Source organism: Streptomyces sp. NPDC091281, from assembly GCF_044757425.1.
GTDB lineage: Bacteria > Actinomycetota > Actinomycetes > Streptomycetales > Streptomycetaceae > Streptomyces.
Genome location: NZ_JBIVUY010000003.1, coordinates 23,700 through 36,849, shown reverse-complemented (window position 1 = coordinate 36,849; position 13,150 = coordinate 23,700). Strand labels below are relative to the sequence as shown.

At 73.7% G+C, this 13,150-nt stretch carries 12 protein-coding genes; 6 read left to right on the top strand and 6 right to left on the bottom strand.

The features are described 5' to 3' along the window. Positions 1 to 38: 38 nt before the first annotated feature. A complete protein-coding gene (gene mgrA / locus ACIQPQ_RS09045; protein ID WP_401301685.1) occupies positions 39 to 1,085 on the top strand; it encodes an L-glyceraldehyde 3-phosphate reductase in 1,047 nt (348 codons plus the stop codon). Between the two features lie 154 nt (positions 1,086 to 1,239). On the opposite strand, the gene ACIQPQ_RS09040 is transcribed toward mgrA, so the two are convergent. Then, on the bottom strand, positions 1,240 to 2,601 hold the full coding sequence (locus ACIQPQ_RS09040) for a DEAD/DEAH box helicase (protein WP_401301682.1): 1,362 nt from the start codon (positions 2,599 to 2,601) through the stop codon (positions 1,240 to 1,242). A gap of 373 nt (positions 2,602 to 2,974) precedes the next feature. Here ACIQPQ_RS09040 and ACIQPQ_RS09035 point away from each other — a divergent pair, with 373 nt between their 5' ends. After that, entirely contained in the window at positions 2,975 to 3,538 is a 564-nt protein-coding gene (locus tag ACIQPQ_RS09035) for a rhomboid family intramembrane serine protease (protein ID WP_401302669.1), read from the top strand. 59 nt (positions 3,539 to 3,597) lie between these two features. On the opposite strand, the gene ACIQPQ_RS09030 is transcribed toward ACIQPQ_RS09035, so the two are convergent. The 5 genes from ACIQPQ_RS09030 to paaI all read right to left on the bottom strand — a co-directional run bounded on the left by ACIQPQ_RS09030 (position 3,598) and on the right by paaI (position 8,989). Continuing rightward, positions 3,598 to 4,047: a response regulator gene (locus ACIQPQ_RS09030; RefSeq protein WP_383777304.1), complete on the bottom strand. Its 450-nt coding sequence runs from the start codon at positions 4,045 to 4,047 to the stop codon at positions 3,598 to 3,600. Further along, complete coding sequence (locus ACIQPQ_RS09025; protein ID WP_401302667.1) at positions 4,044 to 5,588, bottom strand: CHASE3 domain-containing protein; 1,545 nt, start codon at positions 5,586 to 5,588, stop codon at positions 4,044 to 4,046. Before ACIQPQ_RS09025 ends, ACIQPQ_RS09030 begins: the two co-directional genes overlap by 4 nt. A gap of 118 nt (positions 5,589 to 5,706) precedes the next feature. Continuing rightward, positions 5,707 to 6,933, bottom strand: coding sequence for a PP2C family protein-serine/threonine phosphatase (locus ACIQPQ_RS09020; RefSeq protein ID WP_401302665.1), 1,227 nt, complete (start codon positions 6,931 to 6,933; stop codon positions 5,707 to 5,709). Between the two features lie 227 nt (positions 6,934 to 7,160). After that, positions 7,161 to 8,585, bottom strand: a complete 1,425-nt coding sequence (paaK, locus tag ACIQPQ_RS09015; protein WP_401301678.1) for a phenylacetate--CoA ligase PaaK — start codon at positions 8,583 to 8,585, stop codon at positions 7,161 to 7,163. After that, a complete protein-coding gene (gene paaI / locus ACIQPQ_RS09010; RefSeq protein WP_401301675.1) occupies positions 8,582 to 8,989 on the bottom strand; it encodes a hydroxyphenylacetyl-CoA thioesterase PaaI in 408 nt (135 codons plus the stop codon). Before paaI ends, paaK begins: the two co-directional genes overlap by 4 nt. Before the next feature lie 311 nt (positions 8,990 to 9,300). Between paaI and ACIQPQ_RS09005 the strand changes: the two genes are divergently transcribed. The 4 genes from ACIQPQ_RS09005 (at position 9,301) to paaB (ending at position 13,150) form a co-directional block, all read left to right on the top strand. Continuing rightward, on the top strand, positions 9,301 to 10,551 hold the full coding sequence (locus ACIQPQ_RS09005) for a thiolase family protein (protein ID WP_401301672.1): 1,251 nt from the start codon (positions 9,301 to 9,303) through the stop codon (positions 10,549 to 10,551). A 79-nt stretch (positions 10,552 to 10,630) separates the two neighbouring features. Then, positions 10,631 to 11,617, top strand: a complete 987-nt coding sequence (locus tag ACIQPQ_RS09000) for a 3-hydroxyacyl-CoA dehydrogenase family protein (RefSeq protein ID WP_401301670.1) — start codon at positions 10,631 to 10,633, stop codon at positions 11,615 to 11,617. Between the two features lie 82 nt (positions 11,618 to 11,699). Further along, a complete protein-coding gene (paaA, locus tag ACIQPQ_RS08995; RefSeq protein ID WP_401301667.1) occupies positions 11,700 to 12,794 on the top strand; it encodes a 1,2-phenylacetyl-CoA epoxidase subunit PaaA in 1,095 nt (364 codons plus the stop codon). Further along, positions 12,791 to 13,150, top strand: a complete 360-nt coding sequence (paaB, locus tag ACIQPQ_RS08990; protein WP_401301665.1) for a 1,2-phenylacetyl-CoA epoxidase subunit PaaB — start codon at positions 12,791 to 12,793, stop codon at positions 13,148 to 13,150. Before paaA ends, paaB begins: the two co-directional genes overlap by 4 nt.

Below are 13,150 nucleotides of genomic sequence, written 5' to 3'. Positions count from 1 at the left end.
GGACGACATCCCCAGCTCGCTCACCGCGGAGACCCCACATGACCTACGTCGCGGACGCCGCCCGCTACGACGGCTCCATGCTCTACCGCCGTACCGGCCGCTCCGGACTCGACCTTCCGGTCCTGTCCCTCGGCTACTGGCACAACTTCGGCGACGACAAGCCGTTCGAGACCCAGCGGCAGATCGCGCTGCGCGCCTTCGACCTCGGCATCACCCACCACGACCTCGCCAACAACTACGGCCCGCCCTACGGCTCGGCCGAGCTGAACTTCGGCCGGCTGCTGCGCGAGGACCTGCGGCCCTACCGCGACGAGCTGGTCGTCTCCACCAAGGCGGGCTGGGACATGTGGCCCGGCCCCTACGGACAGGGCGGCGGCTCCCGCAAGTACGTCCTCGCCTCCCTCGACCAGTCCCTGAAGCGGACCGGCCTCGACTACGTCGACATCTTCTACTCGCACCGCCTCGACGCCTCCACCCCGCTGGAGGAGACGATGACCGCGCTGGACACCGCGGTCCGCCAGGGCAAGGCCCTCTACGTCGGCATCTCCTCCTACGACGCCGAGCGCACCCGGCAGGCGGCCGCCATCCTGCGCGAGCTGGGCACCCCGCTGCTGATCCACCAGCCGTCGTACAACATGCTCAACCGCTGGATCGAGACCGACGGCCTCCTCGACGCCGCCGCCGACGAGGGCTTCGGCGTCATCGGCTTCACCGCCCTCGCCCAGGGCCTGCTCACCGGCCGCTACCTCGACGGCGTTCCCGCGGACTCCCGCGCCAGCCAGGACAAGTCCTTCGACACCGGCTGGCTCACCGACGACACGCTCCGGCGGCTGCGCGCCCTGAACGACATCGCCGCCCGGCGCGGCCAGAGCCTGGCCCAGCTCGCCCTGGCCTGGGCCCTGCGCGACGACCGCGTCACCTCCCTGGTCATCGGCGCCTCCCGCGTCGAGCAGCTGGAGCAGAACGTCGCCGCGCTGGAGAACCTCTCCTTCACCGCCGAGGAACTCGCCGAGATCGACCGGCACGCCGTCATCGACGGCGCCGTCGACCTGTGGGCCCAGGCCCGCGCGGGCGAGGTCAGCTGAGCCGCACGACGTCGGCAGGCCAGGTCGGGCGGACGCGCCCGACCTGGCCTCCTCTGTCGAAAAGTACAGAGCGGGCCCTGCCGGACCCGCTGATCACCCGCGCGGACGGCCGCGCGGTGGGGGGCGCGCAACCGGTGGCGACCGGCGTGCGCCGTCAGCGGCCCCGGCGCACCCGGGCCGCCGCGCGCGCCTCCGCGGCCTTGCGCGCCTCGGCCGCCTTGCGGGTCTCCTTGCCGCCGCGCCCCGGCCGGGTGCCCATGCCCCGGAACGGCGCGTTGCCCTGCGGCGTGCCCCCGCTCGGCGGACGCTTCGCGCCGGTCAGCTCCGTCAGCGTCGCCTCGCCCGAGCGCACCGGCGTGACCGTCGCCCGGACCCCGGCCTCCGCCATCATCCGGCTGACGTCCCGCCGCTGGTTCGGGGTGACCAGCGTGACCACACGGCCCGACTCCCCGGCGCGGGCGGTGCGCCCGCCGCGGTGCACGTAGTCCTTCGCGTCGGCGGGCGGATCGACGTTGACGACCAGGTCCAGCGCCTCGACGTGCAGGCCGCGCGCGGCGACGTCGGTGGCCACCAGCACGGTGATCTCACCGTCCTTGAACCGGCCGAGCGTGTGCGTGCGCTGCGGCTGCGACTTGCCGCTGTGCAGCGCGGCGGCCCGCACCCCGCTGGCGCGCAGGTGCCGGGTGAACTGGTCCACGCCCGCCTTGGTGTCCAGGAACATCAGCACCCGCCCGTCGCGGGCGGCGATCTCGGTGGCGGTCGCGTACTTGTCGGCCGGGTGCACGGTCAGCACGTGGTGCTCCATCGTGGCGGCCGAGCCCGCGGCCGGGTCCACCGACACGTGCAGCGGGTCGTGGAGGTGCTCGCGCACCAGCCGGTCGACGTCCCGGTCGAGCGTCGCCGAGAACAGCAGCCGCTGCCCGTCGTCCGGGATGCCCGCCAGCAACTCCGTGACCTGCGGGAAGAAGCCCAGGTCGCACATCTGGTCGGCCTCGTCGAGCACGGTGATCCGCACCTGGTTCAGGAAGCAGTCCCGGCGGGACACCAGGTCGGTCAGCCGCCCCGGCGTCGCCACCAGCACCTCGACCCCGGCGCGCAGCGCGGCCACCTGCCGGTTGATCGACACCCCGCCGACCACGGTCGCGAGGCGGACGCCCAGCGTCCGCGCGTACGGCTCCAGCGCCTCGCCGACCTGCTGGGCCAGTTCACGCGTCGGGACGAGCACCACCGCGCGGGGCCGCTTCGGCTCGGCGCGCGCGTCCGCGATCCGCGTCAGCAGGGCCAGCCCGAAGGCCAGCGTCTTGCCGGAGCCGGTGCGCGCCCGCCCCAGGACGTCGCGTCCGGCCAGCGCGCCGGGGAGGGCGGCGGCCTGGATCGGGAACGGCTCGGTCACCCCGAGCCCGGTCATCGTCTCCAGCAGCGCGGGCGGCAGCCCCAGCTCCGCGAAGGACGCGGCGGGGGAGTGGCCGGGGCTGTCGGGACGGGACGTCGGATCGGCGGGCGGCTTCGCGTTCATGGGGAACCTTCCTGGGTCGGACGCCCGGAACGGAGCGGGGCCCGCACCTGTCGGTACGGACCCCGGTCATGTCGAAGCGTGCGTCCATTTTACCAGCGGGCGTCCGGCGGCCCCGCCCCGCTCCCGCATCCCGGGCCGCCTTCCGGCCGTACCCCGGCCCGGCCGGTCCCGGGGGCCGGCCGGATTCGGCGCCCCGTGCAGGAACCAGGACGTGGCCGACATGCGTTGAGCAGTACAGCGGTGCCGAGCGGTGCGGAAGCACTGAGCGGTGCGGCGGTGCGGACGGAGACCGGAGGGGGACGCAGTGACGTACGGATCGGAGTTCGACGTCGGACGGGGGCGGGGACCGTACGGCGCGACCCGCCCCGAGGCCGTGCCGCGCCGGGCGCGCGCCCGGGACGCCGCCCTCGTGGTCGGCGGCTGGGTCGCCCTGCTGTGGCTGCTGGAGATCATCGACACGGTCACCGACCACGCCCTGGACACCTACGGCATCACGCCCCGTCAGGTCGGGGAGCTGCGGGACGTCGTGCCCGCCGCCTTCCTCCACTTCGGCTTCGACCACCTCGTGGCGAACACCCTGCCCCTGATGGTGCTGGGCTTCCTGGCCGCCCTGTCCGGCGTCCGCCGCTTCCTGTCCGTGGTCGCGGTGATCATCCTCGTCAGCGGCCTCGGGGTCTGGCTGGTCGCGCCCGCGAACTCCCTCACGGCGGGCGCCTCCGGCGTCGTCTTCGGCCTCTTCGGCTACCTCGTCGTGCGCGGCTTCGTCGACCGCCGCGTCGGGGACGTGCTGGTGGGCCTCCTGGTCGGCGCGGTGTACGGCTCGATCCTGTGGGGCGCGCTGCCCGGCGAGACCGGCGTGAGCTGGCAGGCCCACCTCTTCGGGCTGATAGGCGGCGTGGTCGCCGCGCTGGCCTTCAGACGGCCCAGGGCCGCCTGAGGCGGGCGCGCCCGACGGGTGTGCGCTGGGGTGGGGCGCTCCGCGCCCGGCCGCGCCCGTCAGGGCTGGCGCCGCGGCAGCCGCACCACCTGCACGAAGAAGTCGTCGATCTGCCGCACCGCCGCGATGAACTGGTCCAGGTCGACCGGCTTGGTGACATAGGCGTTCGCGTGGAGCTTGTAGCTGCGCAGGATGTCCTCCTCCGCCGCCGAGGTCGTCAGCACCACCACCGGGATGTCGGAGAGGTCCGCGTCCGACTTGATCCGCTCCAGGACCTGACGCCCGTCGTACTTGGGCAGGTTCAGGTCGAGCAGGATCAGGTCGGGCCGCGGGGCGCCCTCGTGCGCGCCGCGCCGGTACAGGAAGTCCAGTGCCTCCTCGCCGTCCCGCACGACGTGCAGCGTGTTGCCGATCTTGTTGTCCTCGAACGCCTCGCGCGTCATCAGCTCGTCGCCCGGGTCGTCCTCCACGAGGAGTACGTCGATCGGGGTGCCGTCGGGGGTCGTCATGCCAGGGCCTCTTCCTCGGTGCGGGAGCGGTCGCCGTCCTCGGAATCCGTGACGGACGGCAAAGTGAAGCAGATCCGGGTTCCGTCGGTGTGCTCCGTGTCGATCCAGATGCGGCCGCCGTGGTGCTCGACGATCTTCTTGCACAGGGCCAGCCCGATGCCCGTGCCGCCGTAGGCGTCACGCGCGTGCAGCCGCTGGAAGATGACGAAGACCTTCTCGGTGAACTCCGCCGGGATGCCGATGCCGTTGTCGGCGACGCACAGCCGGAGCGTGCCGGGCTCGTCGGGGTCCTCGGCGCAGGTGATCCGGATGGCCGGGGTGCGGTCGGGGTGGCGGAACTTGACGGCGTTGCCGATCAGGTTCTGCCAGAGCATGGCCAGCAGGGTCGGATCGCCGACGACCTCCGGGAGCCGGTCGGGACGCTCCACCACCGCCCCGGTCTCGTCGAGCGCGACCTCCAGGTTGGTGAGCGCCTTGCCGAGCGGCTGGGCGAGGTCCACGGTGATCCGGGCGTCGTTGAGGCGTCCGACCCGGGAGAAGGTGAGCAGGTCGTTGATGAGGACCTGCATGCGCTTGGCGCCGTCCACGGCGAAGTCGACGTACTGCCGGCCGCGGTCGTCGAGGAGGTCGCCGTAGCGCTTCTCCAGCAACTGGCAGAAGGAGGCCACCTTCCGCAGCGGCTCCTGGAGGTCGTGCGAGGCGACGTAGGCGAACTGCTCCAGCTCCGCGTTGGAGCGGCGCAGTTCCACCGCCTGCGTGTCCAGGTCGGCGGCCTGCCGGGCGAGGGCGTGCTGCTGGCGGTGGGAGGAGTCCAGCTCGTCCACGATCCGCTGCCGCATGGCCTCGACGTCCCCGGCCAGCGCCGTCAGGTCCGCCGGGCCCCGGACCTCGATGACGTGGTCGAAGTCGCCGCGCGCCACCCGGCGGGAGGCGTCGCCCAGACCGCGCAGCGGGCGGGCCACCAGCAGCCGCACCAGCACGGCGAGCGCCACACCGGTCAGCAGGAAGGCCGCCACCAGGGCGCCGAGGACGACGTTGCGGACCGCGCGGGCGTGCCGCAGGTCGTCCCGCGAGTCCCGGACGGCCCGGGTCAGGTCGGTGTTCTGGGTGGCCCACACGGTGCGGATCTGGTCGAAGACCTCTCTGCCCTTCTCGGCGGTCGCCTGGTCGACCTGCCGGGGCGCCCCCGGCGTCACCTCGGCCACCAGCGGCTCCGCGTAACCGCGCCGCCAGTCCGCCGCCTCCCGCTGGACGGCCTCCAGGTCGGCCAGCAGCCGCGGCCGGTCACCGATCAGCTCGCGCAGCCGCGCGGCGGCCGTCGCCTCGTCCTTGCGGCCCTGCGTGTAGGGCGCGAGGAACTGGGCGTCGGCGGCGATGGCGTAGCCGCGCACCCCCGTCTCCTGGTTCACCAGGGCCGCCTGGAGGCGGTAGGCCTCCGTGCGCGCGGGCTGCACCTGGTCGAGGAGCTGGTCGCTCACCCGCGTGGTCCGTCCGAGGACCTGCGCCCCGACGACCGTGCCCACCACCACGAGCAGCGCCATCAGGGCCAGCACCAGATGGAACCAGCCCTGCACCGTCAACCGGTGACCGCTCCACCGGCCGCCCGTGCGCCGCCCGCCCGGTGTGTCCTTCTCCGCCACAGTCCTCGTCCCGCCCGTCTCAGGTCCAGTTCAGGTGCAGTACGGCCACGTCGTCGGCGAGGCCGCCCTGCGCTTCGGCCAGGTCCTCGGCCCGCTGGATCAGCCCGTCGACGAACGGCTCCGCGTCCAGCCCGGCCATCTCGCGGGCCAGCCGCAGCAGCCCGTCCTCACCGAGCCGGTCCCGGCCCCGGCCGACGTACCCCTCGAAGATGCCGTCGGTGAACAGCACCAGCGCGGCGCCGGGCGGCACGGGCAGTTCCTGCTCGGGCCAGCCGGCCAGGCCCGGAATGATCCCGAGGGCCGGTCCGCCGCGGACGTCCACCCACTCCGTGGCGCCGCCCACGGTGCGCAGCAGCAGCCCCGGATGGCCCGCGCGGACCATCCGCACCCGCGGGTCGCCCGGCGCGGCGGTGAGGCTCGTGAGCGTGGCGAAGACCTCGGAACGCACCCGCTCCGCCACGAGGATCTCCTCCAGCCGGAAGACCTGCTCCGCGCCGGTCACCCCGCTGAGGACCAGGGTGCGCCAGGCGATCCGCAGCGCCACCCCGAGGGCCGCCTCGTCGGGCCCGTGCCCGGAGACGTCCCCGATGAGCGCGTGCACGGTGCCGTCGGTGCTCTGCACGATGTCGTAGAAGTCGCCGCCCAGCAGCGCCTGCGCGCGGCCGGGCCGGTAGCGGGCCACCACGCGCACGCCGCTGCCGTTGAGCAGGGGGCGCGGCAGCAGACCGCGCTCCAGGCGGGCGTTCTCCTGGGCCTGCATCAGGCTGGCCTGGAGCGCCACCGCCGCCTGCTCGGCCTGCTTGCGCTGGATCGCGTAGCGCACCGCCCGCCCGAACAGTTCGGGCTCGACCCGCCCCTTGACCAGGTAGTCCTGCGCGCCCGCCGCGACGGCCGCGAGGCCGGTCTCCTCCTCGGCGAGGCCGGTGAGCACGACCACGGCGACCTGGTCGGCGGACGCCCGGACCGTGGCCAGGGCCTCCAGACCGCGCGCGTCCGGCAGGTGCAGGTCGAGCAGGACGCAGTCGGGCGTCTCGTCGGCGAGCGAGGCACGCGCCTCGGCCATCGAGCGGACCCAGCGCAGCCGCATCGTGAGCGTGCTGTCGGCCACCAGTTCCTCGACGAGCAGGGCGTCGCCGGGATCGTCCTCCACCAGCAGCACCGACGGTTCCCTGGCCTGCCAGAGGGCCGCGGGGCTGTCGCCGACGGGTGAGGTCAAGCCGGCAGCCCCGGGCTGCGACACCGCCACCATGTATCTGCCTTCCCCGCCCACGAGTTCGATCATTGCCGTAGGGCAACTACCGTGAGCTTACCTGTGGCCGCGGCTCCTACGGTCCCAGGTTCTCGGCGGAAAGAACACGGACTGGGGTGAGCGAAGGGGAAGGTTTGACCGGCCGCGGGTGGGGAGGGCAGGCGCCGCACGGGTCCACCGGGTCCCGCGGCACGGGCCGGGTGCCGTTTCTCACTGCCCCCGTCTCACCGCTGCCGCAGGTCCTTCACCCGCTTCAGCTTGCCCAGGGAGCGTTCGAGGGTGTCCGGTGCGACGACGCTGACGTCCACGGTGACGCCGACGCCGTCCTTCACGCCCCGCGCGATCGTCCGCTCGGCGGCCTCGCGGCCCTCGGCGGAGGTGCCGGGACGGGTCTCCACGCGGACCGTCATGTGGTCCATCCGTCCCCGGCGCGACAGCTCGATCGCGAAGTGCGGGGCGACCCCCGGGGTGCGCAGCACGATCTCCTCGATCTGGCTCGGGAACACGTTGACCCCCCGCAGGATGATCATGTCGTCGCTGCGGCCGGTGATCTTCTCGATCCGCCGGAACGCCGGACGCGCGGTACCCGGCAGCAGCCGGGTCAGGTCCCGCGTGCGGTACCGGATGATCGGCAGCGCCTCCTTCGTCAGGGAGGTGAAGACGAGTTCGCCCTCCTCGCCGTCGGGCAGGACCGCGTCCCCCAGCGGATCGACGACCTCCGGCAGGAAGTGGTCCTCCCACACGTGCAGACCGTCCTTGGTCTCCACGCACTCCTGGGCGACACCGGGGCCGATCACCTCCGACAGGCCGTATATGTCGACGGCGTGGATGCCGAGCCGCTCCTCGATCTCCCGGCGCATCTCCTCCGTCCACGGCTCGGCGCCGAAGACGCCCACCCGCAGCGAGGTGGAGCGCGGGTCGACGCCCTGCCGCTCGAACTCGTCGAGCAGGGTCAGCATGTAGGACGGCGTGACCATGATGATCTCGGGCCGGAAGTCCTGGATGATCTGCACCTGCCGCGCGGTCATGCCGCCCGACGCGGGGATCACCGTCAGCCCGGCCCGCTCCGCGCCGTAGTGCGCGCCGAGGCCGCCGGTGAACAGGCCGTACCCGTAGGAGATGTGCACCTTGTCACCGGGACGCCCGCCCGCGGCACGGATCGAGCGGGCGACCACGTCCGCCCACATGGCCAGGTCGTTCTCCGTGTACCCGACCACCGTCGGGCGGCCCGTGGTGCCGCTGGAGGCGTGAATCCGCCGCACCTGGTCCATCGGCACCGCGAACATGCCGTACGGATAGGTGTCCCGCAGGTCCGCCTTGGTGGTGAACGGGAAACGGGCCAGGTCCTCCAAGGTGCGGCAGTCCCCGGGCGCCACCCCGGCCGCGTCGAACTTCTTGCGGTACAGCTCCACGTGGTCGTACGCGTGCCGCAGCGTGGCCCGCAGCCGCTCCAGCTGGAGGGCGCGCAGCTCGGCACGGGACAGCCGTTCCGCGTCGTCGTACAGCGCGGTCGGCAGCGGCTCACCCAGGCGCGCCCCGCCGGCCGCCGATCCCGTCCGCGCTCCGGGGGTCTCCCGCCGCCCGCGATCCGCGCGCGTCCCGGCCTCCCCGCCCACACCGCCCTCCGGGCTTTCCACGTACTCCGTCATCGCTGCGGCTCCTCGGCTCTCGTTCCGTCGGCACCGCGACCGCCGACCCGGCGGCTGCGGCCGCGGAACTCCGCGATCACCGAGCCGTCGCGCAGGACGGTCACGTCGTAGACGCCGCTGCGCCCGTAGCGGACCCGCTCCACGGCGGTCGCGGTGAGGACGTCGCCCTCGCGGGCGGGCGCGACGAAGTCGATGTCCGCCCCGGCGGCCACCGTCACCGGACCCTCCCCGTTGCACGCGCACGCGAAGGCGGTGTCCGCGAGGAGGAACACGTACCCGCCGTGGGCGATCCCGTGTCCGTTGACCATGGACGCCGTCACCTTCATCCGGACGACCGCGGTCCCAGGCGTGTGCTCCAGGAGGTCGATGCCGAGCCCGCGGGACGCCTCGTCCGCGGCGAACATCGCCGCGACCGGATCACGCCGCGACCCGTCGGTCCCCGGAGCGTCGGCCTGCGGAGCCCAGGCCGGAGGCTCGGCGCGCTGCGGCTCGGCCCCGTGCGGGCCGGAGTCCTGTGGACCGGCGTCCTGCGGTGCGGTCTCCCGCGGCCCGGCGGCCTGTGGCCCGACGGTCCGCGCATCCGCTGTCCGCGACCCCGCTGACTGCGTCACTGCTCCACCACCTCGTACACCTTGTGGCCCGACCGAACATTCGGTTAGCGTGCGGCGAGGTCAAGTTATCCAGCCGTGAACCTTGCCTGTCAAGAGGTGGACAGATGCCGCAGGACAGCCCGCACGAGGTCTATCTGATCGACGGGGCGCGCACGCCCCAGGGCCGCTACGGCGGTGCCCTGGCCGCCGTCCGCCCCGACGACCTGGCCGCCCTCGTGGTCGGCGAGGCGGTGCGCCGCGCCGGAATCCCGGCCGAGGCCGTGGACGAGGTGATCCTCGGCGCCGCCAACCAGGCCGGTGAGGACAACCGGGACGTCGCCCGCATGGCCGTCCTGCTCGCCGGACTGCCGCACACCGTCCCCGGCTACACCGTCAACCGGCTCTGCGCCTCCGGCCTGACCGCCGTCGCCTCCGCCGCCCAGACGATCCGCTCCGGCGAGGCCGCCCTCGTGGTCGCGGGCGGCGTCGAGTCGATGACCCGCGCCCCCTGGGTGATGGCCAAGCCCGGCACGCCGTGGGCCAAGCCGGGGGAGGTGCACGACACCTCGCTGGGGTGGCGGTTCACCAACCCCCGCTTCACCGCCGCCGACCGGGCCGTCGCCGCGGACGGCGCGGACGCTGCGGGCCGTTCCGGCGCGGGCCCGGTCACCCTGTCGATGGGGGAGACCGCCGAGGAGGTCGCCGCCCTCGACGGCATCACCCGCGCCGAGTCCGACGCCTTCGCCCTGCGCAGCCACCGGCGGGCCCTCGCGGCCCAGGAGGCCGGCCGCTTCGACCGGGAGATCGTGCCCGTCCCCGTGAAGGACGGCGAGGTCACCCGCGACGAGGGCCCGCGGCCCACCACCACCCTGGAACGGCTCGGCGCCCTGCGGACCGTCTTCCGCGCGGACGGCGTCGTCACCGCCGGGTCCTCCTCGCCGCTCTCCGACGGCGCCGCGGCCCTGCTCGTGGCGAGCGCGGCGGCCGTCGAACGGTACGGCCTCACCCCGCGCGCCCGGATCGTCACCTCCGCCTCGGCCGGTGTCGAACCGCACCTGATGGGCCTCGGGCCGGTGCCCGCCACCGAGAAGGCCCTCGCGCGCGCCGGATGGCAGGCCGCCGACCTCGACGCCGTCGAACTGAACGAGGCCTTCGCCGCGCAGGCGCTCGCCGTGATCCGCCGCCTCAAGCTCGACGAGGCGAAGGTCAACGCCGACGGCGGCGCCATCGCCCTCGGCCACCCCCTCGGCTGCTCCGGCGCCCGCATCCTGCTCACCCTCCTCGGCCGCCTGGAGCGCGAAGACGCCCGCCGGGGCCTGGCGACGCTCTGCGTGGGCGTCGGACAGGGCGTGGCGATGCTGGTGGAGCGGGTCTGAGCACGGTCCGGCCGCTGGCCGACGGCCTGTCGGCCCACCAGCCCGCTGTACATGGGGAGACGCGCATGAGGAGACGTGCATGACTGCCACGAACACCGGGGGAACCGGGAGAACCGGGCACACCGCGAACGCCGGGAGCACAGGGAACGACGGAAGCGCCGAGGGCGCCGAGCGCGCCGAAAGAGCTGAGAGCGCCGGGAGCGCCGGTGCGTCCGGTGCCGAGGGCCGGGTCGTCGGGGTGATCGGCGGCGGCCGGATGGGCGCCGGGATCGCGCAGGTGTTCGCCGCGATCGGCGCGTCGGTCACCGTGGTGGAGAGCGGCGCCGAGGCCGCCGAGGCGGCCCGGAAGCGGATCGCCACCGGACTGCGGCGAGCGGCCGAGCGGGACGGACGGGCCGCACCCGCGGAGCGGGTCCTCGCCCGGGTCGCCGTCGTACCCGCCGTCGCCGACCTGCCCCCGCACGCCGCCCTGGTCGTGGAGGCCGTCCCCGAGGACGCCGCCCTCAAGGCCCGCCTGCTGGCCGCCGCCGAACGCGCGGTCGGCCCGTCGACCGTGCTCGCCACCAACACCAGCAGCCTCTCGGTCACCGACCTCGCCGCCGCGCTCACCCGCCCCGGCCGCTTCGTCGGCATGCACTTCTTCAACCCGGTGCCCGCCTCCGAACTGGTCGAGATCGTCGTGGCACCCGAGACCGAGGACACCGCCCTGGGTGCCGCCCTCGACTGGACGCGCCGCCTCGGCAAGCAGGACGTCGTGGTCAAGGACTCGCCCGGCTTCGCCAGCAGCCGCCTCGGCGTGGCCCTCGGCCTGGAGGCGATCCGGATGGTCGAGGAAGGCGTCGCGTCGCCCGAGGACATCGACACCGCCATGCGGCTCGGCTACAAGCACCCGATGGGCCCGCTGCGCCTCACCGACCTGGTCGGCCTCGACGTACGCCTCGCCATCGCCGAGCACCTCCACGCCACCCTGGGCGAACGGTTCGCCCCGCCCCGGCTGCTGCGCGAGAAGGTCGCCCGCGGCGAGCTGGGCCGCAAGACGGGGCAGGGCTTCCACACCTGGCCGTGACAGACCGCCGCCCCGGCTCTTGCGGACACCCGGGCACCACACCGTATGATGAACCGAACGAATGGTCGGTAGGGGAGAGGGCATGACGGACGAGCGAACCGCCGAGGGCGGCCCGAGCGGCACCGCCGCCGCGGCACGGCCCGACGGCCCCCGTGCGGGACAGGAGCCTTCCGGGCTGGAAGGTCTCCGGAGTGAGGGCCTCGACGGGCTCCAGGACCACTTCGACGCCACCATCGCGCGTGACCAGCGCGTCGAGCCGCGCGACTGGATGCCTGACGGCTACCGCAAGACCCTGATCCGGCAGATCGCGCAGCACGCGCACTCGGAGATCATCGGCATGCAGCCGGAGGGCGAGTGGATCACGCGCGCGCCGTCGCTGCGCCGTAAGGCCATCCTCTTCGCCAAGGTCCAGGACGAGGCGGGCCACGGCCTCTACCTCTACTCGGCCGCCGAGACCCTCGGTGCCGACCGCGCCGACCTCACCGAGCGGCTGATCGAGGGCCGCCAGAAGTACTCGTCGATCTTCAACTACCCCACCCCGACCTTCGCCGACGTCGGCGTCATCGGCTGGTTCGTGGACGGCGCGGCCATCTGCAACCAGGTCCCCCTCTGCCGCAGCAGCTACGGGCCGTACGCGCGCGCCATGGTCCGCATCTGCAAGGAGGAGTCCTTCCACCAGCGGCAGGGCTACGAGCTGCTGATGACGATGATGCGCGGCACCGAGGCGCAGCGGCGGATGGTCCAGGACGCCGTGGACCGCTGGTGGTGGCCCTCGCTGATGATGTTCGGACCCCCGGACGGCGACTCGCCCAACTCGGCGGCCTCCATGGCGTGGAAGATCAAGCGGCACAGCAACGACGAACTCCGGCAGCGCTTCGTCGACATGACGGTGCCCCAGGCGGACAAACTGGGCGTCACCCTCCCCGACCCCGAGCTGCGCTGGAACGAGGAGCGCGGGCGGCACGACTTCGGCACCCCCGACTGGTCCGAGCTGATGCGCGTCATCAAGGGCGGCGGGCCGTGCAACGCCGAGCGCGTCGAGCGCCGCCGCAGCGCCCACGAGGACGGCGCCTGGGTCCGGGAGGCGGCCGCGGCCCACGCGGCGAAGCAGGCGGCGAGGGACGTGAGGGACGCGAAGAATCAGACGGCACGCGCGCGTGAGGGAGCGACGGCATGAGCGAGGCACCGCACCACGGCACCGGCGGGACCGGGACCGGGACGGGGACCGAGGAGGGGTCCGCACCGAGGACGGACCGCGGCTGGCCCCTGTACGAGGTGTTCGTGCGCGGCAAGCGCGGACTCAACCACGTGCACGTCGGCTCCCTGCACGCCGCCGACGACCGCATGGCCCTCACCCACGCCCGCGACCTCTACACCCGGCGCAACGAGGGCGTGAGCATCTGGGTGGTCCGCTCGGAGCACATCGCCGCCTCCACCCGCGACGAGAAGGACCCCTTCTTCGCACCCAGCGCGGACAAGGTGTACCGCCACCCCACCTTCTACGACATCCCCGACGACGTCCCCCACATCTAG

Excerpts from the sequence above, each read along its gene's own strand:
- mgrA (WP_401301685.1), top strand. The coding sequence starts at position 39 with ATGACCTACGTCGCGGACGCCGCCCGCTACGACGGCTCCATGCTCTAC.
- ACIQPQ_RS09040 (WP_401301682.1), bottom strand. The coding sequence starts at position 2,601 with ATGAACGCGAAGCCGCCCGCCGATCCGACGTCCCGTCCCGACAGCCCC.
- ACIQPQ_RS09030 (WP_383777304.1), bottom strand. The coding sequence starts at position 4,047 with ATGACGACCCCCGACGGCACCCCGATCGACGTACTCCTCGTGGAGGAC.
- ACIQPQ_RS09025 (WP_401302667.1), bottom strand. The coding sequence starts at position 5,588 with ATGGCGCTGCTCGTGGTGGTGGGCACGGTCGTCGGGGCGCAGGTCCTC.
- paaK (WP_401301678.1), bottom strand. The coding sequence starts at position 8,585 with ATGACGGAGTACGTGGAAAGCCCGGAGGGCGGTGTGGGCGGGGAGGCC.
- paaI (WP_401301675.1), bottom strand. The coding sequence starts at position 8,989 with ATGTTCGCCGCGGACGAGGCGTCCCGCGGGCTCGGCATCGACCTCCTG.
- ACIQPQ_RS09005 (WP_401301672.1), top strand. The coding sequence starts at position 9,301 with ATGCCGCAGGACAGCCCGCACGAGGTCTATCTGATCGACGGGGCGCGC.
- ACIQPQ_RS09000 (WP_401301670.1), top strand. The coding sequence starts at position 10,631 with ATGACTGCCACGAACACCGGGGGAACCGGGAGAACCGGGCACACCGCG.
- paaA (WP_401301667.1), top strand. The coding sequence starts at position 11,700 with ATGACGGACGAGCGAACCGCCGAGGGCGGCCCGAGCGGCACCGCCGCC.
- paaB (WP_401301665.1), top strand. The coding sequence starts at position 12,791 with ATGAGCGAGGCACCGCACCACGGCACCGGCGGGACCGGGACCGGGACG.